The organism is Brevundimonas sp. SGAir0440, assembly GCF_005484585.1.
In the GTDB taxonomy this organism is placed as follows: domain Bacteria; phylum Pseudomonadota; class Alphaproteobacteria; order Caulobacterales; family Caulobacteraceae; genus Brevundimonas.
This window is the reverse complement of the sequence record NZ_CP039435.1, coordinates 697469-721867: the sequence shown is the minus strand read 5'-3', so window position 1 is coordinate 721867 and position 24399 is coordinate 697469. Positions and strand designations below refer to the sequence as shown.

At 66.8% G+C, this 24399-nt stretch carries 32 protein-coding genes; 21 read left to right on the top strand and 11 right to left on the bottom strand.

Annotation, left to right across the window (positions count from 1 at the left end; all coding sequences use genetic code 11):
• The first annotated feature begins 111 nt into the window (after window positions 1-111).
• Entirely contained in the window at window positions 112-1830 is a 1719-nt protein-coding gene (locus E7T10_RS03500; protein WP_168189880.1) for a hypothetical protein, read from the top strand.
• Window positions 1831-1836: 6 nt separating this feature from the next.
• On the opposite strand, the gene E7T10_RS03495 is transcribed toward E7T10_RS03500, so the two are convergent.
• The 3 genes from E7T10_RS03495 to ahcY all read right to left on the bottom strand — a co-directional run bounded on the left by E7T10_RS03495 (window position 1837) and on the right by ahcY (window position 5318).
• Window positions 1837-2217, bottom strand: a complete 381-nt coding sequence (locus tag E7T10_RS03495; protein ID WP_137720751.1) for a zf-TFIIB domain-containing protein — start codon at window positions 2215-2217, stop codon at window positions 1837-1839.
• A 455-nt stretch (window positions 2218-2672) separates the two neighbouring features.
• Window positions 2673-3830 carry an NAD(P)/FAD-dependent oxidoreductase gene (locus E7T10_RS03490; RefSeq protein WP_246846135.1) on the bottom strand — a complete coding sequence of 386 codons (1158 nt, stop codon included), beginning with the start codon at window positions 3828-3830 and terminating at the stop codon, window positions 2673-2675.
• Window positions 3831-3926: 96 nt separating this feature from the next.
• Window positions 3927-5318, bottom strand: coding sequence for an adenosylhomocysteinase (gene ahcY / locus E7T10_RS03485; RefSeq protein WP_017506126.1), 1392 nt, complete (start codon window positions 5316-5318; stop codon window positions 3927-3929).
• Window positions 5319-5513: 195 nt separating this feature from the next.
• On the opposite strand from ahcY, the gene bioB reads away from it, so the two are divergent.
• Window positions 5514-6557, top strand: a complete 1044-nt coding sequence (gene bioB / locus E7T10_RS03480; RefSeq protein WP_137720749.1) for a biotin synthase BioB — start codon at window positions 5514-5516, stop codon at window positions 6555-6557.
• A gap of 23 nt (window positions 6558-6580) precedes the next feature.
• Window positions 6581-6979, top strand: a complete 399-nt coding sequence (locus E7T10_RS03475; RefSeq protein WP_137720748.1) for a Tat pathway signal protein — start codon at window positions 6581-6583, stop codon at window positions 6977-6979.
• Between the two features lie 9 nt (window positions 6980-6988).
• On the opposite strand, the gene E7T10_RS03470 is transcribed toward E7T10_RS03475, so the two are convergent.
• Window positions 6989-9166 carry a primosomal protein N' gene (locus E7T10_RS03470; RefSeq protein ID WP_137720747.1) on the bottom strand — a complete coding sequence of 726 codons (2178 nt, stop codon included), beginning with the start codon at window positions 9164-9166 and terminating at the stop codon, window positions 6989-6991.
• A 30-nt stretch (window positions 9167-9196) separates the two neighbouring features.
• Between E7T10_RS03470 and fsa the strand changes: the two genes are divergently transcribed.
• The 4 genes from fsa to E7T10_RS03450 all read left to right on the top strand — a co-directional run bounded on the left by fsa (window position 9197) and on the right by E7T10_RS03450 (window position 12650).
• Complete coding sequence (gene fsa, locus E7T10_RS03465) at window positions 9197-9850, top strand: fructose-6-phosphate aldolase (RefSeq protein ID WP_045810707.1); 654 nt, start codon at window positions 9197-9199, stop codon at window positions 9848-9850.
• A 37-nt stretch (window positions 9851-9887) separates the two neighbouring features.
• Window positions 9888-10601 (top strand): DUF484 family protein, encoded by a 714-nt coding sequence (locus E7T10_RS03460; RefSeq protein ID WP_137720746.1) that lies wholly within the window; start codon window positions 9888-9890, stop codon window positions 10599-10601.
• On the top strand, window positions 10583-11527 hold the full coding sequence (locus E7T10_RS03455) for a tyrosine recombinase XerC (RefSeq protein WP_210416143.1): 945 nt from the start codon (window positions 10583-10585) through the stop codon (window positions 11525-11527). The genes E7T10_RS03460 and E7T10_RS03455 overlap by 19 nt, the downstream gene beginning before the upstream one ends.
• Window positions 11528-11702: 175 nt before the next feature.
• Window positions 11703-12650: an aspartyl protease family protein gene (locus tag E7T10_RS03450; protein WP_137720745.1), complete on the top strand. Its 948-nt coding sequence runs from the start codon at window positions 11703-11705 to the stop codon at window positions 12648-12650.
• Here the strand turns inward: E7T10_RS03450 and E7T10_RS03445 are convergent, their stop codons facing one another.
• Entirely contained in the window at window positions 12651-13442 is a 792-nt protein-coding gene (locus E7T10_RS03445; RefSeq protein WP_137720744.1) for an SDR family oxidoreductase, read from the bottom strand.
• A 141-nt stretch (window positions 13443-13583) separates the two neighbouring features.
• On the opposite strand from E7T10_RS03445, the gene E7T10_RS03440 reads away from it, so the two are divergent.
• The 5 genes from E7T10_RS03440 to E7T10_RS03420 all read left to right on the top strand — a co-directional run bounded on the left by E7T10_RS03440 (window position 13584) and on the right by E7T10_RS03420 (window position 17088).
• Complete coding sequence (locus tag E7T10_RS03440; RefSeq protein ID WP_137720743.1) at window positions 13584-13961, top strand: hypothetical protein; 378 nt, start codon at window positions 13584-13586, stop codon at window positions 13959-13961.
• Between the two features lie 52 nt (window positions 13962-14013).
• Window positions 14014-14568, top strand: a complete 555-nt coding sequence (locus E7T10_RS03435) for a lipocalin family protein (RefSeq protein ID WP_137720742.1) — start codon at window positions 14014-14016, stop codon at window positions 14566-14568.
• Window positions 14569-14612: 44 nt separating this feature from the next.
• Window positions 14613-15011 (top strand): hydroxyisourate hydrolase, encoded by a 399-nt coding sequence (gene uraH, locus E7T10_RS03430; protein ID WP_137720741.1) that lies wholly within the window; start codon window positions 14613-14615, stop codon window positions 15009-15011.
• A 247-nt stretch (window positions 15012-15258) separates the two neighbouring features.
• Entirely contained in the window at window positions 15259-16464 is a 1206-nt protein-coding gene (locus E7T10_RS03425) for a site-specific integrase (protein WP_137720740.1), read from the top strand.
• A gap of 306 nt (window positions 16465-16770) precedes the next feature.
• A complete protein-coding gene (locus tag E7T10_RS03420; RefSeq protein WP_137720739.1) occupies window positions 16771-17088 on the top strand; it encodes a DUF2971 domain-containing protein in 318 nt (105 codons plus the stop codon).
• A gap of 193 nt (window positions 17089-17281) precedes the next feature.
• Here E7T10_RS03420 and E7T10_RS03415 read toward each other — a convergent pair whose 3' ends face one another.
• From E7T10_RS03415 to E7T10_RS03400, 4 genes are all read right to left on the bottom strand, one after another.
• Window positions 17282-17524: a helix-turn-helix domain-containing protein gene (locus tag E7T10_RS03415; RefSeq protein ID WP_137720738.1), complete on the bottom strand. Its 243-nt coding sequence runs from the start codon at window positions 17522-17524 to the stop codon at window positions 17282-17284.
• A 100-nt stretch (window positions 17525-17624) separates the two neighbouring features.
• Window positions 17625-17951, bottom strand: a complete 327-nt coding sequence (locus E7T10_RS03410; protein WP_137720737.1) for a hypothetical protein — start codon at window positions 17949-17951, stop codon at window positions 17625-17627.
• Window positions 17948-18295: a S24 family peptidase gene (locus E7T10_RS03405; RefSeq protein ID WP_137720736.1), complete on the bottom strand. Its 348-nt coding sequence runs from the start codon at window positions 18293-18295 to the stop codon at window positions 17948-17950. The genes E7T10_RS03410 and E7T10_RS03405 overlap by 4 nt, the downstream gene beginning before the upstream one ends.
• Window positions 18292-18501 carry a hypothetical protein gene (locus E7T10_RS03400; RefSeq protein WP_137720735.1) on the bottom strand — a complete coding sequence of 70 codons (210 nt, stop codon included), beginning with the start codon at window positions 18499-18501 and terminating at the stop codon, window positions 18292-18294. The genes E7T10_RS03405 and E7T10_RS03400 overlap by 4 nt, the downstream gene beginning before the upstream one ends.
• A 400-nt stretch (window positions 18502-18901) precedes the next feature.
• On the opposite strand from E7T10_RS03400, the gene E7T10_RS03395 reads away from it, so the two are divergent.
• The 7 genes from E7T10_RS03395 (at window position 18902) to E7T10_RS03370 (ending at window position 23003) form a co-directional block, all read left to right on the top strand.
• Window positions 18902-19096 carry a hypothetical protein gene (locus tag E7T10_RS03395; protein ID WP_137720734.1) on the top strand — a complete coding sequence of 65 codons (195 nt, stop codon included), beginning with the start codon at window positions 18902-18904 and terminating at the stop codon, window positions 19094-19096.
• Window positions 19097-19198: 102 nt separating this feature from the next.
• On the top strand, window positions 19199-19462 hold the full coding sequence (locus E7T10_RS03390) for a hypothetical protein (protein WP_137720733.1): 264 nt from the start codon (window positions 19199-19201) through the stop codon (window positions 19460-19462).
• A gap of 30 nt (window positions 19463-19492) precedes the next feature.
• Window positions 19493-20029, top strand: a complete 537-nt coding sequence (locus E7T10_RS03385) for a hypothetical protein (RefSeq protein WP_137720732.1) — start codon at window positions 19493-19495, stop codon at window positions 20027-20029.
• A 3-nt stretch (window positions 20030-20032) separates the two neighbouring features.
• On the top strand, window positions 20033-20515 hold the full coding sequence (locus E7T10_RS03380; protein ID WP_137720731.1) for a hypothetical protein: 483 nt from the start codon (window positions 20033-20035) through the stop codon (window positions 20513-20515).
• 195 nt (window positions 20516-20710) lie between these two features.
• A complete protein-coding gene (locus tag E7T10_RS03375; protein WP_137720730.1) occupies window positions 20711-22477 on the top strand; it encodes a hypothetical protein in 1767 nt (588 codons plus the stop codon).
• A gap of 23 nt (window positions 22478-22500) precedes the next feature.
• Entirely contained in the window at window positions 22501-22641 is a 141-nt protein-coding gene (locus E7T10_RS15665; protein ID WP_168189878.1) for a hypothetical protein, read from the top strand.
• A gap of 2 nt (window positions 22642-22643) precedes the next feature.
• Window positions 22644-23003, top strand: a complete 360-nt coding sequence (locus E7T10_RS03370) for a hypothetical protein (RefSeq protein ID WP_137720729.1) — start codon at window positions 22644-22646, stop codon at window positions 23001-23003.
• Here the strand turns inward: E7T10_RS03370 and E7T10_RS15660 are convergent.
• A complete protein-coding gene (locus E7T10_RS15660) occupies window positions 23000-23158 on the bottom strand; it encodes a hypothetical protein (RefSeq protein WP_168189877.1) in 159 nt (52 codons plus the stop codon). The two genes, E7T10_RS03370 and E7T10_RS15660, sit on opposite strands and share 4 nt — an antisense overlap.
• Before the next feature lie 184 nt (window positions 23159-23342).
• Between E7T10_RS15660 and E7T10_RS03365 the strand changes: the two genes are divergently transcribed.
• Window positions 23343-23684: a hypothetical protein gene (locus E7T10_RS03365; protein ID WP_137720728.1), complete on the top strand. Its 342-nt coding sequence runs from the start codon at window positions 23343-23345 to the stop codon at window positions 23682-23684.
• Window positions 23685-23815: 131 nt separating this feature from the next.
• Complete coding sequence (locus tag E7T10_RS03360) at window positions 23816-24196, top strand: hypothetical protein (protein WP_137720727.1); 381 nt, start codon at window positions 23816-23818, stop codon at window positions 24194-24196.
• On the opposite strand, the gene E7T10_RS03355 is transcribed toward E7T10_RS03360, so the two are convergent.
• Window positions 24185-24394, bottom strand: a complete 210-nt coding sequence (locus tag E7T10_RS03355; RefSeq protein WP_137720726.1) for a hypothetical protein — start codon at window positions 24392-24394, stop codon at window positions 24185-24187. The genes E7T10_RS03360 and E7T10_RS03355 overlap by 12 nt on opposite strands.
• Window positions 24395-24399: the final 5 nt, after the last annotated feature.

The following is a 24399-nucleotide window of genomic DNA, read 5'->3' as shown; positions in this document are numbered from 1 at the left end:
ATGGTTACGACGGCGCCTTTTTTCAACGCGCACGCGCCGTCGCTCCAGCGCGCCCTGAAACACTCTACCCTGAAAACCTCGCCTTAAAGGCTTGGGATGCAGGATCGGCCCATGGCGGGTCCGATCCATTACGAAGTCTATGTCCGCAAGAGCGCGCCGTCGTCGTGGACGCTGCTGATCGCGACCGAAGATCGCAAACACGCCATCGAGACCGCCGAGGAACAGCTTCGGGACCGTCTCGCCATCGCCTCGCGCGTGACCAAGGAGACGCTGGACCCCGAGACGATGGAGTTCAGCTCCCTGACCATCCTGACGCTGGGCGCGCCGGAGGAGCGAAAGAAGAAGGTCGCCGACAAGGCGGTCCCGCCAGCCTGCAGCAGTCCGGCCGAACTCTATTCGCCCCATGCCCGCGCCCTGATCGGCCGGGTGCTGGAGGACTGGCTGAAACGCGAGGGCGTGACCGCCTTCGAACTGCTGCATCGCCCCGATGTGGCCGAACGGCTGGAGGCGGCCGGGGTCGAACTTCAGCACGCCATCCAGAAGGTCGCAGTCCCCGAAAGCCAGGCCACGGGCCAGGAGGTGCACGGCGTCGTGCGCCACTATCAAAAACTGACCGAACAGGCGATGGCCCGGCTGCGCAAGGCCGGACGGGACGGCCTGTTCCCCGCGCTGGACGACCGCTCCATCGCCGATCTGGCGCATCGGTTGACCGGCGCGCCGGATCGGGCGCTGCGCATGGGCGGCGTCGTCGCCGGCGCGCTGAAGGATCGGCGCGGCGCCCGCGATCGCCTGACCGTGCTGATGGATCTGATGGACGCCGCGCCCGCCGACGGCCCGCCGCGCGCCCTGGTCGTGGTGGTGGTCGAGCAGATCGTCGCCGAAATGCTGGCCGTGCGCACGAACCTGACCGAGATTCTGGGCCCGTCGCTGGACCAGGGCGCCAATCTGGCGGCCATCGTCCGCATGGTCGCGCCGGAGGAGATGGACGCCCTGTTGCGGATGGACCCGCGCCTCGCCCTGATGATGCCCCAGGTCGAGGGACCGGCCGCGCGCTTGGGCCTGCATCTCGCCTCGGGCGAGTTTCCGCTTCTCGCCGCGTCCCTGGCCCGTCTCGTCACCCGGGAACTGACCAGCCAGCGCCGCCTTCGGCCCCATGATCCGGCCGGAGAGATCGACATCCTGCGTCTTCTGGCCATGGCCCTGACCGCCTCGGCCGGCCGTCTGCTGACGCTGGAAGAGGTCCAGACCGCCTTCGTCGAACGCTCCAAGAGCCTGGTCACGGCCGATTTCGTCGGCGCCTACGTCAATCCTTGCCCGACGGTTCTGGCCGAGGCCGAGCAGCTGACCCGTCTGTGCGAGAACGTCACCGGCGGGGCCAACAAGCGCGCCGCCGCGCGCTGGCTCAGCGCCTGTATCGGCTCGCTGCGCTTCGAAACCGAGATTCGCCAGTCCGTCCCGGGCGGCCCGACCGCCTCGCACAAGCTGGCCACTCTGGCCCGGCTTCAACGCTCGGTGCAGGCCGCGCATCTGGCCGACCACGACCAGACCCAGATTATGGACGCGATCGGTGCGGTCGGCGCCAATCTGGAGGCCGACGCCCATCTGATCGCCCAGATCGTCCGCGCCCAGGCGGCTGCGCCTCAAAAGCTGACGGCCCTGCTGAAACTGGCCACCGGGGAAGCCGGCCCGCTCGGCCCCGTCGCCGACCGCGCCCGCGCCGAGGCCATCAAGCTGCTGCGCTCGCCCGACGTCCGCACAGCCCTGACCGCCGCCCCGCAAAACGTCGCGGCGTTGAGAGGTCTGATGCAGCAGGCGGGTCTGGCGGCCTAGCCGACCTCAGTCGAAGATATCGAAGATGCTGTCGCGCTTCTTTTTCTTGTAGCGATAGTCGTCGTCGCGATGCCGGTCGTCGCGGTATTTGTCGCTCCGGTAGCCCCGATCGTCGCGATACGGCTGCGACGCCCCGCCGCCCCACGGTTGGGCCTGAGGGTGAGCATGCGGCTGGGCATAGGGCTGCGGCGGCGGCGCATAGGCCTGCGGCGCGGGCGCGACCGGCGTAGCGGCGCGGCCCTCCTCGACGGCGGCGGCCATCAGCTTTTCCAATTCGCCGCGATCCAGCCAGACGCCCCGGCAGTCGGGGCACATGTCGAACTGAACGCCGTTGCGCTCCAGCGTCTGCATGGCGGCGTTGTCGTTGGGGCACATCAGAAGAGGCATGTCGGGCTCCGATCGAAAAAGAATGGGCGGTCGATGCGACAGGCCAGGAGGGGAAAGCTTCGCCGCATCGACACGCCCTTGCGGTCCGACATCGCGTCGCACGATCCGGCGCAAGGAAGGGGGACGCCAGACCGCGAGAACGCCAGAGGGGCCCGTTCCGCCTCATCAAGCTAGGCGCCGTCGCCGCCCGCCGCCATGCGTCGCGGGGCCGCAGGCGCTTCGGCCGCCCCTGCCATCCTATCGGCGATGACGATTGCGCGCCTTTACCGTGCCTTACGATCGACCAGCGACCCTTTGCCGGTCATGGTCGCAAACCGTGTTAGAATGGCGCCCCGGTCTTTGACATCTTCGCGCGCCGCCAGAACCTGCGCCGAATTAGACAGATTAGACGAATTAGACGGTGTTTTTGTCAGCGGACCCGCCGGCTGAAGTGCACAGATTGCACCTTAAAAATTCTAGCAGACCTGCCCGGCGGCCCAGCCCGACGACCAGGCCCACTGGAAGTTATAGCCGCCCAGCCAGCCGGTCACATCGACCGCCTCGCCGATGAAATACAGACCCGTGACCGCCTTGGCCTGCATCGTCTGCTGGTCCAGCGCGGCCGTATCGACCCCGCCCAGCGTCACCTCGGCGGTCCTGTAACCTTCGGAGCCCACCGGCTTGACCGCCCAGGCGTTGACCGCCTGGTCCAGCCGCCGCAGCACCTTGTCCGACAGGTCCGCCAGATTGCCCGACGCCCCTTCGCGCTGGCACAGGCTCTCGGCCAGACGACGCGGCACGATATGGCCCAGCGCCGTATGCACGGCCTGTTTGCCGTTCGACGCCTTGGCCGCCTTCAGTTCCTCGAACACGTCGCGGCCGGGCGCCATCGAGGCCACCACCGCCTCGCCCTCGCGCCAGTAGGAGCTGATCTGAAGAATGGCCGGACCCGACAGGCCGCGGTGGGTGAACAGCATGGCCTCGTTGAAGCTGGCCTTGCGCGCCTTGGCGCTATCGGGCGCCGAGGCGACCGAGGCGTCGACCGCCACCCCCGCCAGCGGCGTCAGCGTCTCCAGCAGTCCCGCCTCGAACGTCAGGGGGACCAGCGCCGGCCGGGTCTCGGTGACGCGAATGTCGAACTGGCGCGCCACCTCATAGGCCCAGCCGGTCGCCCCCATCTTGGGGATCGACTTGCCGCCCGTCGCCACGACCAGCGACGCCGCCGTAACCTGTGATCCGTCCGACAGGATTGCCGTGAAGCCCTCGCCGGATCGTTCGATCCGCGTCACGCCGGTCTTCAGGCTCAGGGTCACGCCCGCCGCCGCCATGTCGTCGGTCAGCATACGGACGATCTGCTTGGCGCTGTCGTCGCAGAACAGCTGACCCAGCGTCTTCTCGTGCCAGGCGATGCCGGCCCTATCGATGCGCTTGACGAAGTCGTGCTGGGTGTAGCGGCGCAGGGCCGAGGTCGCGAACCGGGGGTTCTCGCCCAGGAAGTTCGCCGGTCCACAGCCCAGATTGGTGAAGTTGCAGCGTCCGCCGCCCGAGATGCGGATCTTCTCGCCGGGCCGGTCGGCATGGTCCACGACCCTGACCCGCCGCCCGCGTCGCCCGGCCTCGATCGCGGCCATCATCCCGGCCGCGCCGGCCCCGACCACAAGGACGTCGACGAGGGCGTCCGGAGACGCCCTCGTCACTGGGAACCTCGCGGTTCCAGCCTCGGGGAGAGCTTAGTAACGGTAGTGATCCGCCTTGAACGGGCCTTCGACGGGCACGTTGATGTAGTCGGCCTGGTCCTTGGTCAGGACGGTCAGCTTGGCGCCCAGCTTGGCCAGGTGCAGCATGGCGACCTTCTCGTCCAGGTGCTTGGGCAGGGTGTAGACCTTGTTCTCGTACTTGTCGGCGTTGGTCCACAGTTCGATCTGGGCCAGCGTCTGGTTGGTGAACGAAGCCGACATCACGAAGGACGGGTGGCCCGTGGCGTTGCCCAGGTTCACCAGGCGGCCTTCCGACAGCAGGATGATCTTCTTGCCGTCCGGGAACTCGACGTGGTGGACCTGCGGCTTGATCTCGTCCCACTTGAAGTTCTTCAGGCCGGCGACCTGAATCTCGGAGTCGAAGTGGCCGATGTTGCAGACGATGGCGTTGTTCTTCATCTGCCGCATGTGATCGACGGTGATGACGTCCTTGTTGCCGGTCGTGGTCACATAGATGTCGGCGCGGCCGGCGGTGTCGTCCAGCGTCTGGACCTCATAGCCTTCCATCGCGGCCTGTAGGGCGCAGATCGGGTCGATCTCGGTCACGATCACGCGGGCGCCGCCCTGGCGCAGCGAAGCGGCCGAGCCCTTGCCCACGTCGCCGTAGCCGCAGACCACCGCGACCTTGCCCGACAGCATGACGTCGGTGCCGCGACGGATCGCGTCGACCAGCGATTCCCGGCAGCCGTACAGGTTGTCGAACTTGGACTTGGTGACGCTGTCGTTGACGTTGATGGCGGGGAAGGGCAGCTCGCCCTTTTCGGCCATCTGATACAGGCGGTGCACGCCCGTCGTCGTCTCTTCCGACACGCCGCCAATGGCGTCGCGGATGGCCGAATAGAAGCCGGGCTTCTCAGCCAGATAGCGCTTCATGACCTTGAAGAGAGCCTCTTCCTCTTCGTTCTGCGGGTTCGCCAGGACCGAGATGTCCTTCTCGGCCTTCGGACCCAGCACGCACAGCAGGGTCGCGTCGCCGCCGTCGTCCAGGATCAGGTTCGGATAGCCGCCGTCGGCCCATTCGAAGATCTTGTGGGCGTAGTCCCAGTACTCTTCCAGCGTCTCGCCCTTGGTGGCGAAGACCGGCGTGCCGTTGGCGGCGATGGCGGCGGCGGCATGGTCCTGGGTCGAGAAGATGTTGCACGAGGCCCAGCGCACTTCGGCGCCCAGGGCTTCCAGCGTCTGGATCAGGACCGCCGTCTGGATGGTCATGTGCAGGCTGCCGGCGATGCGGGCACCCTTCAGCGGCTGGCTGGCGCCGAACTCGTCACGCAGGGACATGAGGCCCGGCATTTCGGTTTCCGCGATCTCAATTTCCTTGTTGCCCCAATCGGCCAGGGTGATGTCGCGAACGATGTAGTCGGTCATGGCTTGGGCTCCGAGCCTCAGGAAGGTTTGGGGGCCTCATAGCCCGCTAGGCCTTTATGAGCAAGAAACCCATAAAGATATCCTTATGTGATGCGACGCCACCGCGACCAATTTTGTGAAAGCTCGTATTTGCAAAATTGCGTTTTTGCGTACGACCCTGCTTGCTTCAGGGAATACGGATGCTAGTCGTGGCGCATGGCTGACGACCTTTCCCGCACCCTTACCGCCTGTCTCCCCGACGATCTCGATGCGGCCCAACCGCGCCACGACTGGACGCTTGAGGAGGTCGAGGCCCTGTTCGCGCGACCCTTCATGGAGCTGGTGTTCGACGCCGCCTCGGTCCACCGCCGCTGGTTCGACCCCAGCCAGGTCCAGAAGTCGCAACTGCTGTCGATCAAGACCGGCGGCTGCGCCGAGAACTGCGGCTACTGTTCGCAATCGGCCAGCTTCAAGACCGGCCTGAAGGCTGAGAAGCTGATGGAGCCGTCGGCCGTCATCGCCGAGGCCATGGCCGCCAAGGCGGGCGGCGCCAGCCGGTTCTGCATGGGCGCGGCCTGGCGGGAGCTGAAGGATCGCGACACGCCCAAGCTGGCGGCGATGATCTCGGGCGTGAAGGCGCTGGGGCTCGAGACCTGCGCCACCCTGGGCATGCTGACCGCCGATCAGGCGCGTCAACTCAAGGACGCCGGTCTCGACTACTACAACCACAACCTCGACACCGGCCCCGACTACTATGCCGAGGTCGTCACCACCCGCAGCTATCAGGACCGGCTGGACACGCTTGAGCATGTCCGCGACGCGGGCATGAGCACCTGCTGCGGCGGCATCGTCGGCATGGGCGAGGGGCGGCGTGATCGCGCCGGCCTGCTGCACGCCCTGGCGACCCTGCCCGTCCATCCCGACAGCCTGCCGGTCAACGCCCTGGTCCCCGTCACCGGCACCCCGCTGGGGGAGCGCGTCCTGAAGACTGGCGAGATCGATCCGATCGAGTTCGTCCGCACCGTCGCGGTCGCCCGTCTGGTCTGTCCCAAGGCGATGGTGCGCTTGTCGGCGGGACGCGAGACCATGAGCGTCGAGATGCAGGCCCTGTGCTTCCTCGCCGGGGCCAACTCCATCTTCGTCGGCGGCAAGCTGCTGACCACCCCCAATCCCGAACAGGACGAGGACGCCCGTCTGTTCGCCGTGCTTGATCTGAAGCCCATGCCCGCAGGCGCCCTGGATCAGGCAACGGCGGATTAAGGGATTTCGGCTAGGGCTGCGGCATGGAACGCCGCGCTCTTCTCGGTCTCGCCGTCGTCTCGACGGCCGCCGCCTCGACCTCCGCCCTCGCTTCGAGCGGCGGCGCGGCGGCGTCGGCCAGCACCTATTTCGCCCTGCCGGTCGTCACCGCCTCGATCCTTCAGGCGAACGGCCGTCGGGGCGTGTTGACCATCGAAACCGGGGTCGATGTGCCCGATGCGGCCCTGCGCACACGCGCCCAGCAGTCCGCGCCGCGTCTTCGCGCCGCCTACAACACCGCCGCCCAGCGTTTCGCCAACGGCCTGCGTCCCGGCGTCGTGCCCGACATCGACCAGTTGTCGGCCCAGCTTCAGGCGGCGACCAACGCCACCCTGGGCCGCCCCGGAGCCCGCCTGCTGCTTGGCACCGTCATGGCGGTCTGACTTCCGCCTCTAAAGGAACGAGTAAGGGTCCACGTCCACCGTCAGGCGGACCGACCGCGGCACCTTCACCCGCTGAAGCCAGGCCCGCAGGAAGGCCTGGAGGTTCACGTCACGGTCGGCCCGCACCAGCAGCCGCTTGCGCCGCCTCCCCCGCACCAGGGCCAGCGGCGCATCGGCGGGGCCATAGACCTCCAGCCGTTCGGCGTTGGGGATGGCCTGGGCCAGATCGTTCGCGGTCTTCTCTACGGCGGCCGCATTCTCGCTGGACAGGATGATCGCCGCCAGCCGGCCATAGGGTGGCAGGGACGCGGCCTCGCGTTCGGCCATTTCCGCCTCGACGAACGCGTCGCGATCGCCGGCCGCCAGGGCTGTCAGCACCGGGTGCTCGGGCGTCCAGGTCTGAAGCAGCGCCCGTCCCGGCCGATCCGCCCGACCCGCCCGGCCCGTCGCCTGGGCCAAAAGCTGATAGGTCCGCTCGGCCGCGCGCAGGTCGCCGCCGCGCAGGCCCAGATCCGCATCCACCACGCCCACCAGGGTCAGGCGCGGGAAGTTGTGGCCCTTGGCCGCGGCCTGCGTCGCCACCAGAATGTCGATCTCGCCGTCCGTCATCTTCTGGATCAGGACGCGGGCCGATCGGGCGTCCGGCGCGGTGTCGGAGCTGAACACCGCGGTGCGCGCCTCGGGGAACAGTTGGCGCACCTCTTCCTCGACCCGCTCGACCCCTGGCCCGACCGAGACCAGCGAGTCCTCGGCCCCGCACGAGGGACACAGTTTGGGACGCGCCATGGAGAAGCCGGTCAGGTGACAGACCAGCCGCCCGGTATAGCGATGCTCGACCAGCCAGCTGTCGGTGTCCGGCGCCGTCAGCCGATGGCCGCAGGCGCGGCACAGGACCACGGGCGCATAGCCGCGCCGGTTCAGGAACAGCAGGGTCTGCTCCCCCCGCGCCAACGTCTCGCCGATGGCCAGGCGCAGCGGCTGCGACAGCCAGGTCTGCGGGTCGGGCGTGTTCTGCCGCAAATCCAGCAGAGCGATGTCCGGCAGGACCGCCGTCCCGTGCCGCGCGCCCAGCCTCAGCCAGTCGTAGCGCCCGCTCTGCGCATTCCACAGCGTCTCCAGCGACGGCGTCGCCGAGGCCAGGACCACCGCCGCGCCCTCGATCCGCGCCCGCGCCACGGCCAGGTCGCGGCCGTGATAGACCAGGCCCTCTTCCTGTTTGAACGAGCCGTCGTGCTCCTCGTCAACGACGATCAGGCACAGGTTCACGAACGGCAGGAACAGGGCTGAGCGCGCCCCGACCACGATGTTGCAGCGCCCGGCGACGACCGCCTCCCACACCTGGCGGCGGCGCGGCGGGGCGACGCCGGAATGCCATTCGGCCGGGGCGGCGTCGAACCGCGCCGTGATCCGCTCGATCAGGGCCTGGGTCAGGGCGATTTCGGGCAGCAGGATGAGGATTTGCGCGGCTGGATCGGCCCGCAACACCCGCGCGATGGCCTCCAGATAGGCCTCGGTCTTGCCCGACCCCGTGACCCCATCCAGCAGGAAGGGGCGAAAGCCGCCGCCCGCCACGCCCTCCGCCATCGCCGTCGCCGACGCCGCCTGGTCGCCGTTCAGCGCGGCGGGGGCGTGGTCGGGATCGGGCCGGTCGAACGCCGCCTCGGCCGGGATCTCGATGATCTCCAGCACGCCCTCGTCGATCAGGCCCTTGACCACGCCCGACGACACGCCCGCCGCCCGCGCGAGGTCGGCCGGCGGCATGGCGCGATCGCCCAGGGCCTCCAGCACGCCGGTCCGCGCCGGGGTGGCGCGCGAGGGCGACCGCTCGCCCACCCGACGCACCCGGCGCTCCGGCCGGGGCCGGGGCGCGCGCAAGCCCTTCAACGCCGTCGCCGCCATCTCGCCCGGCGCCGACAAGGTCCAGCGCCCGGCCCATTCAACAAAATCCATCACGCCCGCCGGCAGGGTCGGATCGTCCAGGCGGCTGTCGATCGCCTTCAGCCGCCGGTTCGATCCCGTCGTCTCGAACACCTCGGACACAACGCCCCGGATCAGGCGCGGCCCCAGCGGCACGGCGACCTGATCGCCCCGCGTTAAATCTCCGTGGGCCAGGCTCAGCGCCTCGGGAACCTCGTAGTCGAAGGCCTCCGGCACCGGCAGGGGAATGAGGACCGAGGCGACTTTCACCGAACTGCGCCCTCGGCTATGAAGCCGCCCATGAAACTCTTTCTCGATACCGCCGACGTCGCCGTCATCAAGGACATGGTCCCCACCGGAATGGTGGACGGCGTCACCACCAATCCGTCGCTGATCGCCAAGTCGGGTCGGAACATCGCCGAGGTCATCGCCGAAATCTGCGCCCTGGTCGAGGGGCCGATTTCCGCCGAGGCCGTCTCGCTCGATTTCGAGACCATGGTCAAGGAAGGCGACAAGCTGGCCGCCATCGCCCCGAACGTGGTGGTCAAACTGCCCCTGACCTGGGACGGCCTGCGCGCCTGCCGCGTCTTCACCGACAAGGGTATCAAGACCAACGTCACCCTGTGCTTCTCGGCCGCTCAGGCCCTGCTGGCCGCCAAGGCCGGCGCCACCTTCGTCTCGCCGTTCGTCGGACGTCTGGAAGACAATGGCGCCGACGGCATCGGCCTGCTGGAAGAAATCCGCGTCCTGTATGACGTGCATGGTTTCGAGACCCAGATCCTGGCCGCGTCCCTGCGCAATGTGGGCCATGTCGCCGCCGCCGCCGTCGCCGGATCGGACGCCGCCACCTTCGGCGCCGACACATTCAAGGCCTTGGTGAACCACCCGTTAACCGACAAGGGTCTTGATGCCTTCGTGTCGGACTGGGCCAAGACGGGTCAGTCTATTCTGTAGCATCGCGGTTCACGGAGAGGTCTGTTTGAGCGGCTCATTGGACCTTTTCGAAACGTCGGAATCGGACGCAACGCCCCATATCGGCGACGGCTTGCATTGGCCCGACGTGCGCGGCTGGCTGCAGACCCATCCTCAGACCCTGCTGGACGACCGGTCACTGCTGGAAGAGATCGGTCTGCGGCCGCATGGCCGCAACGTCGTCGAGTTCGGCGCCGCCGCCCTGACGCGGCTGGAGGCCGTGGTCGAGCGCGAGACCGGCGCCCGGCGCGAGATCGAATTGGTCGCGCGCGCCAACTTCGCCGCCCAGACCCAGACGCACGTTGCGACGTTGGACCTGATGGAGGCCAAGAACCATTCCGACCTGGCCCGGCGATTGGATGCGTCGGCGCAGGGGCGGTTTGGGCTGGCCGGCGCCGCCATCGCCCTGGAAAAGCCCGGCGGCGTGCCCTTCGGCTGGCGCGCCCTGGAAGAGGGCGATGTCGACAACCTGTTGGGCGAGCACGGCCTGACCTGGCTTGGCCCGATGATCTCGGGACTGAATTTTTTCGGCGCGGCCGAGGATCAGGTGAGGTCCATCGCCCTGGTCCGCATGGCCCCGCACCTGACGCCGGGCGGCCCGCCGCGCCCCTGCATCTGCGCCTTCGGCTCGCCCGAGCCCGAGGGCTTCACCCCCAACATGGGCTGCGAACTGGCCGCCTTCCTGGCGCGGGTGACGGAGCGGATGGCCGAGCGATGGCCCGTCCTGAACTGAAAAGCTCTCAACTGACCGCCTCCGACGCCCTGCGCGCCTGGCTCGATCACCTGGCGCACGAACGTCGGCTGTCGCCGCGCACGCTGGAGGCCTATGGCCACATCGGCCGACTGTATGTCGCCTTCCTCGAACGCCATCGCGGCGCGACGCTGTCGCTCAAGGACATGGGCACGATCGCCGCCGCCGAGGTCCGCGCCCACATGGCCGAGCGGCGCTCAGGCGATCACCCGCTGGCGGCCCGGTCGCTGAGCCAGAGCCTGTCGGCCATTCGCGGCTTCCACGCCTTCCTCGACCGGCGGCTGGACACCCCCGCCTCGCAGCTGGCCCTGGTCCGCGGTCCCAAGGTCAAGCCGTCCCTGCCCCGGCCCGTAACCGAGGATCAGGCGCGCGGCCTGCTGGCCGAACCGGACGCCGATCCCGACGCCGAACCGTGGGAGGCCGCGCGCGACCGGGCCGTGCTGACCCTGTTGTACGGCTGCGGCCTGCGGATATCAGAGGCCATGTCCCTGACCCGCGCCGATGCGCCGCTGGGCGAGACTCTGCGTATCGTGGGCAAGGGGTCCAAGACCCGGATCGCGCCGATCCTGCCCGCCGTGCGCGAGGCGGTGGACGCCTATCTGGCCCTGCTGCCCTTCCCGCTCCAGCCCGCCGACGCTCTGTTCCGCGCGCGACGCGGCGGCCCCTTGAGCCCCCGTCACGTCCAGGCCTCGGTGCAGAAGTTGCGCGGCCGCTTGGGCCTGCCCGAGCGTACGACGCCCCACGCCCTGCGCCACAGTTTCGCGACCCATCTGCTGGGCGCCGGCGCCGACCTGCGTTCCATCCAGGAACTGCTAGGCCACGCCAGCCTGTCGACGACCCAGAAATACACCGGCGTCGATGCGGATCGCCTTTTGAACGCCTATGCGGCCGCTCATCCCCGCGCTTAATGCGGTAGAAATCTTCGCAGTCGCCTAGCGACGAGAGCGGTGGCGCAGCCGGGCTGAGACACGACGGACAAGAATATGTCTCCGGCTCTTCGCCAAAAGCGCGTAGCCTGCCCTGCCCTGGCGAAGGCCCGAGGAGGACAGGCGGGTGCGGCCAGGGTTTGGCGAAGGATCGAGTGTGAAAACGTCGCGGCGCAAGACGCTGGGCCTGCTGGCGGCTGTTCCGTTTGTGTCCGCCCAGACCGCCATCCCGGCGGACCCGCCCGATCAGGTGCGGCTCTTGCAAAATCTGCTGACGCGGATGGGCGTCGGCGTGCGTCTGAACGAGGGCGTCCAGCAGGTCTTCGTCATCGACACCGGTGCCGAGCGAAGCGCGGTTTCGGCCGAACTAGCCCAGGCCTTGGCCTTGCCGCCCGGCCGCCCCGTCGTGGTGCACGGGATTACGGCGGCCGAGGTCACGCCGACCGTCGAACTGGCGCAGATCGAGATCGGGCGGCGGCGCTTCACCGACCTGACCCTGCCAGTCTTCCCGCGCGACGCCCTGGGCGCCAACGGCCTGCTGGGTCTTGACCTGCTTTCGCGCTATCGCCTGACGCTGGACGTCAACGCCCGCCAGGTCGCCCTGTCGCCGTCAGGCGCGACCAGCATCGCGCTGACGACCAGCCCCGACTCATCCCGGCCCCAGCAACAGGACGTGCTGGTCGCCGGTCGTCGCGGCCGATTTGGTCAGTTGATCCTGACCCGGATCGAGGTCGCCGGCGTGGAGGTCGCCGCCTTCATCGACAGCGGCGCGCAATATTCGATCGGCAATCTGGCCCTGATGCAGGCGATCGACATGGGGCCGGCCGCCGCCCCGTCCGAGCCCGTGCGGATGGTCGGCATCGTCGGCGGGGCGGTGACGGCCCGCACCGGCACGACGCCCGCGCTGCAAATCGCGGGACGATCGCTGGGACCGACCCCGCTGCTGTTCGCAGACCTGCATGTGTTTCAGATCATGGACCTGATCGACAAGCCGGCCCTGCTGCTGGGCGCCGATATCCTGAGCCGGTTCAGCCGCATCACCCTGGATTACGGCCGCAGCCGCGTGGCCTTCGGCGGCGTGCTGCGCCGTCGGACGCCCGGCTGATCAGATCGCCTTGATCGCCCCGCCGTCCAGTCGGATCAGCGAGCCGGTGACATAGGCCGCCAGCGGACTGGCCAGGAAGGCGGCGGTGGCGCCGAACTCCTCGGTCGTGCCGATGCGGCCGACGGGGATGGATTTGACGGATTCGGCCCGCGCCTCTTGCGGCGTCGTGCCGGTGCGCTCGGCGGTCGCCTGGTCCAGCCTTTCGATCCGCGGCGTATCGATCCGCCCCGGCAGCAGGGTGTTGACCGTCACCCCGTCCGGTCCGACCTCATTGGCCAGGGTCTTGGCCCAGGCCGCGACCGAGGCCCGCAGGGTGTTGGACACGCCCAGCGCCGCCGACGGCTCGACCACCGTGATCGAGGCGACGTTCAGGATCCGCCCCCAGCCTGCGGCCCGCATGGCCGGCAGCACCCGGTCCGTCAGGCGGAAGATCGACAGCACCATCGACTCGAAATGATCGCGCCAAACCGCCGGCTCCAGCCCCGACACGCCCGACGGCGGCGGCCCCCCGGTGTTGTTCAGCAGGATTTCGATCGACCCGCCCAGCAAATCCTCGGCCCGATCCACCGCCTTCAGCAGCGCCTCATGATCCGCCAGATCCGCCGCCGCCACGACCGCCTTGCCCGGCCCGGCCGCGTTCAGCGCATCCGCCACGGCCTGAAGCTTTTCCGCATCGCGCGACAGCAGGGCCACATGCGCCCCTTCGGCGACCAGGGCCGTCGCCACGGCGCGACCCAGGCCGGATGAGCCGCCGCAGATCAGGGCGCGCTTGCCGTTCAGTTTCAGGTCCATGGTCGATCTCCGGCTCCGATTTCCAGCTCCGCATATCGGACGCCGGCCCGTCCGGCGCAACGCGGCGTTAACCGACGCGGCGCACCTTCGTATCCGAGCGGCCGCCAGCACCCGTTTGGACAGGCCGGGAAGGGCCCGCCCATGCCGACCAAGATGACCTCCAGCATCCGCCGCCACAGCGATCATTTCGAACCGCAGGACACCGATCCGCACGAGCAGCGTCGCCTACGCGGCCAACTGGAGCAGATCGACTACGCCGCCTACGTCGCCAACAAGGAGGTGATCGGTCATGCCCTGAACGGGGTGGACGCCGCATCGCTGCAAAAGCTGGCGGTCATGACGGCGACGGCCCGCGCCAAATGGGTGGCGGAATCGCTGCGTCTGGCCCACTCCGGCTCGGCCGTCACGCCCGATCAGGTCGCCCGCCTGACCGCCGCCCGCACCGCCTATGACGAGCTGGCCGAAGCCTATGAGGCGCTGCGCCGCATCATCGAACGAGGCTACATCGCCCTGAGGTGACCGCATCGCCGGCATGTCCGGAACCGGGCGCCCTCATCATCGTTCTGCGGCCATGAAAATCGCTCGCATCGCTTCCATCGCCCTGATCGCCGGCGCCGCCCTGGCGCTGGGCGCCTGCGCCACCCTGCAACGCGGCCCCGTCGGCAACGCCGCCGTGCCCCAGCCCGCAAAGCCGGTCGACCTGAACCGCTACGCCGGGCTGTGGTATGAAATCGGGCGCTACGAGAACGGGTTCGAGCGCGGCTGCGAAGGCGTGACGGCCCAATATACGGTGCGCGACGACGGTCTGGTCGGGGTGCTGAACACCTGCCGACAGGGTGCGGTCGACGGCCCGGAAAAGACCTCCGCGGGCAAGGCGAAGATCGTCCAGGGCAGCGACAACGCCAAGCTGAAGGTGTCCTTCTTCGGCCCCTTCTACGTCGGCGACTATTGGGTACTGGACCACGCCGACGACTATTCCTGGTCCATCGTCGGCGAGCCGACGGGTCGCTACCTCTGGCTGCTCAGCCGCACCGCGCAACCTTCGCCCCAGACCCGCGAGACCATCCTGAACCGCACCCGCGCCTTGGGCTATGACCTGACCCTGGTCCGGCCGACCCAACACTGATCGCCCGCCTCACGCCGCCCCGTCGCCATCTTCAAGGGCAATCCATGCGTATTGCAGCGCTCGCCGCCCTGCCGGCCTTTCTAATCTCCGCAGGATCGGCCTCGGCCGAGACCATTTCGACCCACGTCCTGGATCTGGCGCGCGGCGTCGGCGGCCGCGACGTGCCCGTCACCCTGGCGATCAAGGACGTCGACGGCGGTTGGCGGCAACTGGCGACCGCGCGCACCGACGAGAACGGTCGCGTCCGCTCGTTCGGCGATAAGGTCACGACCCAGGCGGCGACCTACAAGCTGACCTTCGACATGTCGCAATACGGCGACAAGGACGCCCAGCCCTTTTTCCCCGAGATCGACGTCGTGTTCCAGGTCCGCGACCCCAGCATCCACTACCACGTCCCCGTCGTCGTCAGCCCCTACGGCTACAGCACCTACCGCGGCAACTGAGGCGGCGGCCGGACGGGCGGCTTATACCTCGAGTCTGATCAGGAGCGCCTGGTGGAGCCGAGGGAATACCGACCTGTATTCGCGAGGGTTCACATCAGTCCAGAAGATGCCCGCCACCATTGACGATGCGCACCGGGTCGTCCGTAAGTGTCCGTAGTGGTGCGGCTCAAGCCGCGTCCGCTTTTAGGGTAACTTTTAGGGTAAGGCAGAACGCGCCAAGAACGCGAGTTCATGCTACGTTCTACTTATGACGCGACCGACCAACCGTCTTACACACCGCTTCGTCACCACGACGAAACAGCCCGGCCTTCATGCCGATGGCGGTGGTCTGTATCTGGAGGTCGATAAGAGCGGCGTCGGCAAGCGCTGGACCTTCCTGTTTCAGTGGCGCGGGGCGCGCAAGCAGATGGGTCTTGGTGGTCTGGCGGTCACGTCGCTGGCCGAGGCGCGAGAGATCGCCGAGGAAGCCCGGCGCCAGGTCGCTAAGGGCGTCAATCCCATCGAGGCGAAGAAGGCGGCCCAGGTCGAGGGCGTGACCTTCGGCGACGTGGCGGATGATCTGCTGAAGGCGTTGGCGCCGGAGTGGAAGAACGCGGAGCACCTCTACCAGTGGAAGCAGAGCCTAACCGTCGAGGCCGCCGCTCTTCGGCCGCTCGCCGTTGATGCCGTCTCGACCGAGGACGTGCTGGACGTGCTGAAGCAGATTTGGTCGGTGAAGCCGGAAACCGCATCGCGCACGCGCGGACGGATTGAGCGGGTGCTGGACGCCGCCAAGGCCAAGGGCCTGCGCAAGGGCGAGAACCCGGCGCGCTGGAAGGGCCACCTGTCCCTGCTGCTGCCGAAGCGCCAACGGCTGACACAGGGCCATCACCCAGCCATGCCCTATGAAGCGGCGGCCGACTTCATGGCTCGCCTGCGCGCCCGGCCGGCGCTCGCCGCGCGCGCTCTGGAGTTCACGATCCTGACGGCCGCCCGGACGAGCGAGAAAATCTTCGCCCGGCCGGGTGAGGTGGATCTGGTCAACAAGGTCTGGAACGTCCCAGCGGACCGCATGAAGATGAAGGTCGCGCACCGGGTGCCGCTGACCGATCGCGCCGTCCAGATCGTGACGGAGCCGATGGAGGAAATGCCGAAGGCGGATTTCATCTTCGCCAAGGCTGACGGCGCGGCCCTATCGACGGCGGCGATGTCCGCGCTGCTGGAGCGCATGGGTGACGACGCCTACAGCGTCCACGGCTTCCGCTCGACCTTCAGGGATTGGGCCGAGGAATGCACGGCCTTCGCGGACTCCGTCGCCGAGGCGGCGCTGGCGCACAGGGTCGGGGACGAGACGGAGCGCGCCTACCGGCGCGGCGATGCCTTCCAGAAGCACATCAAGCTGATGGATGCTTGGGCGGGCTACCTGGACCGTCCCAAATCCGCGACGGTGGTCGAGATGCGGCGCCCGGCGTGACGACGTTCGACTCAGGTGTGTTGCAGGCGCTTGTCGATCGCGCCGTCCTGAAGGAGCCGCTTGTGCTCTACAAATGCAGGGGCGCATCCTCTCAGGACGACATCGCCAAGCTTCGGGACATCTTGATCAGGAACCGCATCTGGTTCGCCACCCCCCTCAGCTTCAACGACCCGTTCGACTGCTTCCCGGCACCAGTCATCGCTGGCAGGCCTGACCAAAGGCGGCGCGCCCTCTCAGCGTCGTTCTATGAGTCTGGCCTCGGATCGGGGGAAGGAGCGACGGAAACGAGCGAAGGAAGTGTCCGCGATGAAAGACACAGGCGAGCTCACTGATTTGCTCGAAGCCGGGCTGCAGCAGACCCTGAGCAATACCTGCGCGCTCTCGATGTCTGAAAAGTGGGATAGCCTGCTGATGTGGTCGCACTACGCGCAAGCCCATGCAGGGGTCTGCATCGAGCTAAATCGCTGGGAGCCTGAGAGCGTCGTCACGACGTCGCTCCCCGTCCACTATGATCAGGAGCGGCCGGTGGTCGATGTCCTGTTCGACACCGGCGACGCCAAGGTGGTGAAGGCGCTCTACCGAAGTCGTCGGTCTGGGAATATGAAGCCGAATGGCGGGCGGTGATGCACGAGCCGGAGGGGCTGAAGACGCTTCCGCAGGGCGTCGTTTCACGGGTGATCCTGGGCGCTGCCATGAACCCTCTATATCGGGACGAGGTGATAAAGCTCTGTGCTGAAGCCGGCATCGGTTGCGCCCAGGCGACATTCCATCGGCGTCGCTGGGAGCTTGAGCTTCAATACCCGGGGCTGCACGACCTTTAAGCCGCGCGAGCCGGTGGCGCCTCGTCGATGACCCGCTGCAGTTCATCGCGGGTGATGATCGTGCGACCACGCAGCTTTTTAGCAATGACCTCGCCGTTTCGGATCATGTCGAAGACGGTGGTCCTGCTGACGCCCATGGCTGAGCCGGCCTCGTCGACGGTGTAGGCCAGCTTGGAGCCAGGTGGGAGGTCACAGGCCTTCTTTCGGCGCGGCTCGTTGCAGTTGGCGGCCCTGGTCATCGCAGCACTTCCTCCACGATCTCTGCCGGAAACAGGGCATCAAGCTGCTGATGGGTCGTCTGATGGGGCGACTTCTGGATTTCACGCAAGCGATGGATGATCATCGAGCAGGCTCCATCATCTCGACCATCTCGAACACGTCGCTGACGAACCCCGGAGGGAAAGTCGCGTCGAACAGCTCGCGGATGACTTGTAGGGCTACCCGGCGATGATCAGGCCGCCAGGGCCCATTGAAGCGCTGGTCTTCAAGCGTTTCATGCACGATCCGGACCGCAGCATCGACTGCTCGGTATTCCCAGCGCGTCCCGATCATGGCCTTCAGTTCCATGACGTCGCCCAGCTTCGACATCCGTGAAGCAGCAGCGGCGGTGTTGCGCCGGATTCGGTATCTGAGCCAAGCAACTCGAATGATCGCTACAAGTCTCATGCCGCCAACTCCTTCAGCTCGCAGCGCGACACCTTCATCCGCAGCTCGGCCACGACCTTGGCGCGGCAGACGTTGTTGAACTCGTCCAGGCCGATGACGTGACGGCTGTAGGCCGGGTTGTCGTGGTGGATCCTGACCTCGCGCCGGCCCATGACCGGGACGCGTTCAGCCCGATAGGGCGCGCCGCCGTCGCCGATGAAGTCGAGGATGTAGACGCCCTCCCCGTCATAGCCGTGGGCGTGGCGAACCATCAGGAAGTCGCCGGCCCGCACCGTCGGCGCCATGCCTTCGCCGCGGACTTCGAACGCGCGGACGCCGGGGTGTTCGAACACGGCCGGGGTCATTTGACCTTCTCCCACTTCCAGACCTCGCCGGGTCGCGCCTGGATGCCGGTGCCGTGAATGGTGCGGAACAACAGGACCGGCTGCTTGATTCCGTCACGAGGATCGAGGACGACGTCGACTAGATCGCTTGCCAGAAGCCGCGCGTCATAAGCGGCGCGCACCGCATCCCGGCCGCCGTCGTGAACTGACAGGAAGCCGTCCAGCATCGCGCGCCAGTCTGACGGGTAGCTTCGGTCTCGCAGCGTGGCGGCGTTGGTCGCAACGTTCGGCCCCACAGCCCGGAGTTCTACATGGAGGCGCTGATAGAGGCGCTGGAGCAACTGCAGCTGCCACCAGCGGCGGTCGCTAAGACCTGCAACGAGATCTCCTGACGGCCACATTCGCGCCCACGGCCGCCGAAGTGCTGGCGAAAGCGAAGGAGGTTCACGCCAGCCTGAAGGTCAGCGTCAAAATCATCGACAGATACGGCGAGATCGTTGCTTGGGCAGCGGACGTGCGCCGATGGATCGAAACCGTGCCGCTTCTCGCAGACAATCGTTCAAACTTCGACCGGCCGCCAATGCCGCCTTCCGCCCTGTCGTTTAGCCCGAGCCGGGCGACCTGGGTATGAGCATCGCCCGCATCACCCAGAACCAAGCCGACGAGGTCAAGCGCCTGCGCACCGCCGGCCGCACCGATCGCCAGATCGAAACCATCATCGGGCTGACCTATGGCCTGTTATCGGAGCCGTATCGCGTAGCTGAGGACGAGCGTCCGATCATGAACCGCGATCACCTTCGCGGCCGAGGCTGGATCGAATGACCGAAGCTGAACTCGTCCTCATCGTAATCCGCGCCAATTATTGGGGCGACATCGCCTTGGCTAACGCGGCGATGGCGCAGCTTCGAGCCATGGAGGCTCGCGATGAGCAAATCTGACCGTGCGAAGAAGCGCGACCGGAAACGCTATGCCCAGCCGTCGGCGCCGGGATCATGGAAGCGCCCCACGCCGGGGAACGTCGGCGCCAACGACAACCACGTCAATGACAACACCGCGCCGGTGACGATCCGCGGCGTCAGGCTGACCGAGAACCAGCAGTACCGCATGCGGCTTGCGGAAGACCGGATTGCCTCGGACGACCTGGCAGATCAGCGGCTGGGCCATCGGATGCTGGAAGCGCTTCAGTAAGAGATCGACGTCAGGCTGACTGCGGACCAGGTGGACGCAGCGCTGGACGAACGGCGCAGCTTGGAAGCGCTACGCGGCGTGATCATCGACCAATCCGAGATCGAGGGTGCGGCTGGTGTGGCGCGTATCGCGAAAGATGGTTTGGACTTCCTGTTCGCACGCAAGGCGATCACAAAGACGCAACATGACGCCGGTCAACGCTTCCGCATCGACTATGAGAAGATGGACCCGGAGAAAGAGATGACGCCGCGCCAGTTGGACCCGTCGAAAGAGATCGTCCCTCACGGCGGTGAAAACTGGAGCGATAAGCGTGCCGAGGCGATCGATCGGATTATGTGCATCTATCGGATGATCTGCGGCGTAGACACGAAGCCTGGGGCTAAAGGAATGCTCCCCCTCCTTCCGCGAGAACATCCCGCCCTCCGGTCCATCACAGCCCTTAACCTGATTGCGGGCCAAGGCTTCATGATCAACGAACTAGTGTCCGGAAGCCGCGCCCGTAGCCGGACTAAGGACGACTTGACGTTTGCGCTTGACACCTGCGCTATTGTGTATGGGCTGGGGTAAAAGATGACCGAGACAGAGGGTTACAAGAAGCTGCTGGAGGCCAACATAGCCAGCGCAGCGTCGCATGCCGACGAAGTCTCGAAGAAGTGGGTAACCACCCTCTGCCTCGGCAATGGAGCCGCGCTGCTTGGCTGCGCAGCTATTGTCGCGCCGACCGAAAACGCGCTCGCGCTTTACCGCCTGCTGCCGTCTATGTGGCCGTTCCTACTTGGTGTCGCTGCGGGCTTTATGGCGATGGGCGCGCTGGGTGCTGCTTGGCGACATGATGAAAGCGAAGGGCGCTACGAAGCGGCAAACAACACGTGGCGACAGATTGGCGAGGAAGGCAAAGTTGATGAAGGGGCGGTCAATACCGAGACTCTAGCCGCCAAGGAGTCGAGGAAGTTTGCTGCAGGATGCGCCATCACATCCATGGTGGCGTTCCTTCTGGGAGCCGGATATCCGCTCGTCATTGCAACTTCCCTCGCGATTCAAGGGAAGCTCTGATCTCTAGCCGGCGATGTCCGAACTTGACGCGGGGCTTCACTTGGGCGACATCAGGCAAACGGGCGATTTGCCCATCAGACGGCTCCTCCTCGCGGCGGGGCCGTTTTCGTTTCTGCCACCGACCACGTCTGCGCTGCGGCATAGGGCTGGCTCTGGTGATCGGCAGCGACACCCGTAGACATCGCGAGGCGGACAATGGATGCTCATACCCGTGAGAGCGCCGTGACCCCAGCAGAGTCCAAGACGATCGAAGGCCAGCGTTTGACCGCGCTGTTCGGCGCAGTCGCCGCCCTGCCCGCTGCCGCTCTGGTGGCGAAAGGCCCGGAGGGCGCACCGCTGTTCGTGATGGCGATCACACACCCCGTCAATGCAGTTCGTGCGGCATTCATCGTTCAAGACGCGGGTGGGGCGGGCTACTTTGACTTTGGATTGGCGATGATCAATCCAGGGAGCGAGGCCGCGCCCTTTGTGGACAGCGAGACCTCCGCTTCCTTCGCCGCCACCCTGATCGATCACCAGGAAGCCCTGATTGATCTGGAATCCGGCAAGGCGTCCGCCGAGGACCTGCAGCAGATCAGCGTCGACCTGTCGGGGCTGAACGGCGAAGTCTCGGCGGCTGTAGGGCGGCTGGATCAAGCCGAGGTTGACCTTCGAGGAAAGGCGTCGGCAACCGCGCTGGAGGAAGTAGAGGCTCGCACAACAACGGCAGAGGCAGGCGTCATTGATCTGGAAATCGCGCTGGCTACGGAAGCCGGCGCTCGTGCAGACGCCATCAACCAGCTCTCCGCACGACAGGCCGTTCGCCCAAACCACGTGCCGAACGGGGGACTGGCGGATGGCGCCAGGGGCTGGCTGCTGAATGCCGGCGCGGTCGGCGTGGCGAACCCGGTTCGCGGACGGGTGATCACAGCGAATGCCGCGAACTGGTCCGCTCTCAGTGCGCCTTTTCCAGTTTTCGGCGGAGAAACTTACTTCGTCGGCGCCTCACTGTTGAGCCAGCGGAACGGCGGCTGGATGGGCGTGCGTCTTCGCTACTTCAGCGACGCGGCGGCGCAGGTCGACGGCCCCGGTCAGTCCATAGCCAACGGAGCCGAGATCGCGGGTGCTGGCGAACAACGCAAGAGCATCGGCAGCGTGGCTCCGGCCAATGCGATCCGCGCACGGGCCGATATTTACGCCTACGCCGGATCGGGCGGCTATTCAGACGCCGGAATGGTCATGGTCAATACCGGGACGGTCGCAGCCCCGTTCAACGACATGACGACGGACGCGGAGATTTCGGCAACCGTCACCGACCAGTCCCTCGCCATCATCGATCTGGAGAACCAGCACGCCATCGCGAGTTGGTACAAGGTTGCGGACGCCGCTGGCGGCAAGCCGACAAGGATTGGCCTGCAGTCTTCCGCCTTTGGCAACTTCATCGCACTCGAGGCCGAGCAAGTCTATTTCGGCGAGAACACCGTCATCGACACCGCGTCACAGACCCAGCAGGGCGTTTGGGGCTCTACGCGCCGGGTGATCGCGAATGGCCCGCCTTTCGGCCCAGACAATTTGATCCATTGGGCTGGCCCCAGCAACATTGGCTTGGGCTCGATGACGAAGGCCAACGCAGGATTCTGGCAGGACCAGTCGGGCGCCTACGGCCCCCTTCCTGCCCCGCTCTTCTGGGCCAAGGTGACGCCGACGCAGATCAGCCGGTCGCGCACAGGCGCTGGGCCGATCAGCACCGCCCTGAATGACGTTATCGTCACCTGCTACACGGGAACCTCGGGCGCGACCTGCACCTGGTCCCGCGTCTCTGGCGACACGTCGATCAGCTATCCCTCAACCGGCTTCACGCCCGTGTTCAACACGACGCTGGCGGCCGGCCAAACCAAGACCGCCCTGTTCGTCGGACTGGTGGCCAAGGGCGGCGACGTGGACCTCGTCTACGTCAACGTCGAGTTCTCCGACAACGTATAACCCCTCAACCCAAGGAGCCTGCCATGGATGCGATCCTCGCTGTCCTGTTCGTCGTCGCTGTCGTCTGCTTCGCCGTCTACGCCCTGACCCGCAAGCCGAAATCGGCCGGTTCGATCCGCCGGCGCGGCCCGCAGTCGCCGGCCCGCCCGCGTGGTGAGGACTGATCATGGCGACCGAAAAAACCGACGCCGAAAAGCTGGCTGAGGCCGAAGCCATGATGGCCGAAGCTGCTGCTCTGGCGAAAGCAGCCTGCCTCCCGTCCGCGCAGGCCGCCGTGGATCTGCTGACCGGCACGAAGGGGCAGGCGTTCTTAGCCCTGCTCAAGGCCGCGGTGGAAGCCATCGCCGACAATCTGGCCCGCCCGTTGGGCCAGCCTGGAGCAGAAGGCACGAAACAGATGCTCCAGCGCATCGTCGCGTCGTTCGAAGGCGGCCTGACGGCGGCCCAAACCCGCGTCGCCGCCTTGCAGCCCGCGCCTCCCGCCGATGATGCCCAGCCGGCCCCTGTTACACCGGCCGAGGCCTAAAGGCCTTTCGCCGGCCCGTTCGGCTCGTCTGGTTCGCCGTCCGCGTCTTTGTCGGTGAAGTGGTTTGGCTTGCTCCAGCCCTCTATTCGGCTGGACGCCGCGAACAAAGCTCCCGCCAGCACCAGCGCGCCGATAAAAAGCAAGACCAATTCCATAATCAGGCCTCGCCGTCTGTGTGCTGGCGAGCGTTGAGCGCCATGGCGCCAATCACCGTCGCGGCGATCAGCATCAGAAGAAGCATCGTGGTCATGTCCATGAGGGGCAAGCGCCTCGCGGACCCACCCGGTTCCACAAGCCGCCCGACGGCTGTTCCACACGGCCTGACTATCGGAGGGGCGGATGTTCGACCCGCGTGAACTGCCGCTGTTCTGGGGCCTGTGTGGCGGCCTGATCGCGGGCGGCCTCGGCATGATCCCGGCCTATGGGTCTAAGGGCGCGACGCGCGAGGCGCGGGTGCGGGCCTGGCTGTCGTTGTGCATCGGCGTCTTCGCCGGGCCGGTGGCGGCCGAGGCGGCGACGCCGTCGATCGTCGCCTTGGTCAAGGTGCTGGACTTCCGCGTCGTGGCCCTGGCGATCGGCTGGATGGCCGCCAACGACCCGCGCGGCTTCTTCAATCTGGTGGGGCGCATCATCAAGGCCGGCCTTCGGGCGGCCGTGGAAAGCAAGGAGGCGTCGTCATGACGCATCACGCATTGGTCGTTCTGACGGGGATGCTGTTCCTGTCGGCAGGTGGGGTGATGACGGTCGTGTTCCGGTTGCTCGGGCCGACCTATCACACCCGGATTTCGGGCAGCTAATTCCTCCGGCTAGTCGTGTTCCTGATCGCCATCTTCCTGATGGTCAGGGGGGCGACGACCGTGTTTCCGGGGTGCCTCGTCAGAGTCGAGCATATGTCGCCGCTGCTGCCCTTGGGTGCCCTCTGTTCGCTTGCTTTCTCGATGATCGTTTTGGACTTCGTGCAGCGCGACCGCAGCCCGCCGCCGTGGAGCGTGATGGCGATCCGGCTGTTTACGCTGATCCGGCGCGAGGACTGGGCGGCCGAGGCGGCGATGAAACTGCCGCCGGCGGGCCTGCTGGATCGGCCGTTGTCAGACCAGCCGCATCACGGATTGAAGGTGACGGTGATCTGCGTGGCTATGGTGTTGGTCGCCGCGGCGGCGCTGACGATCTGGTTCAATGGTCTAACCAGCTGAGGCTTGGGATGACCCCGCCATCGCTTTCGCGAAGTGCCGAAGTGTGGTTCCGGAAGATGTCTGCACCTCCAGCGCAGTCAGCGTCACGTCACTTTCGAAATAGAGTTCGCCCTGACGCACGGCGTCGTCGTCATCGACGGCAAGCGTGTCAATCCGTGCGCGGCGGCCGGTGATATCGATTGTCAGGAAGCGATACACACCGC

Excerpts from the sequence above, each read along its gene's own strand:
- E7T10_RS03500 (WP_168189880.1), top strand. The coding sequence starts at position 112 with ATGGCGGGTCCGATCCATTACGAAGTCTATGTCCGCAAGAGCGCGCCG.
- E7T10_RS03495 (WP_137720751.1), bottom strand. The coding sequence starts at position 2,217 with ATGCCTCTTCTGATGTGCCCCAACGACAACGCCGCCATGCAGACGCTG.
- E7T10_RS03490 (WP_246846135.1), bottom strand. The coding sequence starts at position 3,830 with ATGATGGCCGCGATCGAGGCCGGGCGACGCGGGCGGCGGGTCAGGGTC.
- ahcY (WP_017506126.1), bottom strand. The coding sequence starts at position 5,318 with ATGACCGACTACATCGTTCGCGACATCACCCTGGCCGATTGGGGCAAC.
- bioB (WP_137720749.1), top strand. The coding sequence starts at position 5,514 with ATGGCTGACGACCTTTCCCGCACCCTTACCGCCTGTCTCCCCGACGAT.
- E7T10_RS03475 (WP_137720748.1), top strand. The coding sequence starts at position 6,581 with ATGGAACGCCGCGCTCTTCTCGGTCTCGCCGTCGTCTCGACGGCCGCC.
- fsa (WP_045810707.1), top strand. The coding sequence starts at position 9,197 with ATGAAACTCTTTCTCGATACCGCCGACGTCGCCGTCATCAAGGACATG.
- E7T10_RS03455 (WP_210416143.1), top strand. The coding sequence starts at position 10,583 with ATGGCCCGTCCTGAACTGAAAAGCTCTCAACTGACCGCCTCCGACGCC.
- E7T10_RS03445 (WP_137720744.1), bottom strand. The coding sequence starts at position 13,442 with ATGGACCTGAAACTGAACGGCAAGCGCGCCCTGATCTGCGGCGGCTCA.
- E7T10_RS03440 (WP_137720743.1), top strand. The coding sequence starts at position 13,584 with ATGCCGACCAAGATGACCTCCAGCATCCGCCGCCACAGCGATCATTTC.
- E7T10_RS03435 (WP_137720742.1), top strand. The coding sequence starts at position 14,014 with ATGAAAATCGCTCGCATCGCTTCCATCGCCCTGATCGCCGGCGCCGCC.
- uraH (WP_137720741.1), top strand. The coding sequence starts at position 14,613 with ATGCGTATTGCAGCGCTCGCCGCCCTGCCGGCCTTTCTAATCTCCGCA.
- E7T10_RS03425 (WP_137720740.1), top strand. The coding sequence starts at position 15,259 with ATGACGCGACCGACCAACCGTCTTACACACCGCTTCGTCACCACGACG.
- E7T10_RS03420 (WP_137720739.1), top strand. The coding sequence starts at position 16,771 with ATGAAAGACACAGGCGAGCTCACTGATTTGCTCGAAGCCGGGCTGCAG.
- E7T10_RS03415 (WP_137720738.1), bottom strand. The coding sequence starts at position 17,524 with ATGACCAGGGCCGCCAACTGCAACGAGCCGCGCCGAAAGAAGGCCTGT.
- E7T10_RS03410 (WP_137720737.1), bottom strand. The coding sequence starts at position 17,951 with ATGAGACTTGTAGCGATCATTCGAGTTGCTTGGCTCAGATACCGAATC.
- E7T10_RS03405 (WP_137720736.1), bottom strand. The coding sequence starts at position 18,295 with ATGACCCCGGCCGTGTTCGAACACCCCGGCGTCCGCGCGTTCGAAGTC.
- E7T10_RS03400 (WP_137720735.1), bottom strand. The coding sequence starts at position 18,501 with ATGCTGGACGGCTTCCTGTCAGTTCACGACGGCGGCCGGGATGCGGTG.
- E7T10_RS03395 (WP_137720734.1), top strand. The coding sequence starts at position 18,902 with ATGAGCATCGCCCGCATCACCCAGAACCAAGCCGACGAGGTCAAGCGC.
- E7T10_RS03390 (WP_137720733.1), top strand. The coding sequence starts at position 19,199 with ATGAGCAAATCTGACCGTGCGAAGAAGCGCGACCGGAAACGCTATGCC.
- E7T10_RS03380 (WP_137720731.1), top strand. The coding sequence starts at position 20,033 with ATGACCGAGACAGAGGGTTACAAGAAGCTGCTGGAGGCCAACATAGCC.
- E7T10_RS03375 (WP_137720730.1), top strand. The coding sequence starts at position 20,711 with ATGGATGCTCATACCCGTGAGAGCGCCGTGACCCCAGCAGAGTCCAAG.
- E7T10_RS15665 (WP_168189878.1), top strand. The coding sequence starts at position 22,501 with ATGGATGCGATCCTCGCTGTCCTGTTCGTCGTCGCTGTCGTCTGCTTC.
- E7T10_RS03370 (WP_137720729.1), top strand. The coding sequence starts at position 22,644 with ATGGCGACCGAAAAAACCGACGCCGAAAAGCTGGCTGAGGCCGAAGCC.
- E7T10_RS15660 (WP_168189877.1), bottom strand. The coding sequence starts at position 23,158 with ATGGAATTGGTCTTGCTTTTTATCGGCGCGCTGGTGCTGGCGGGAGCT.
- E7T10_RS03365 (WP_137720728.1), top strand. The coding sequence starts at position 23,343 with ATGTTCGACCCGCGTGAACTGCCGCTGTTCTGGGGCCTGTGTGGCGGC.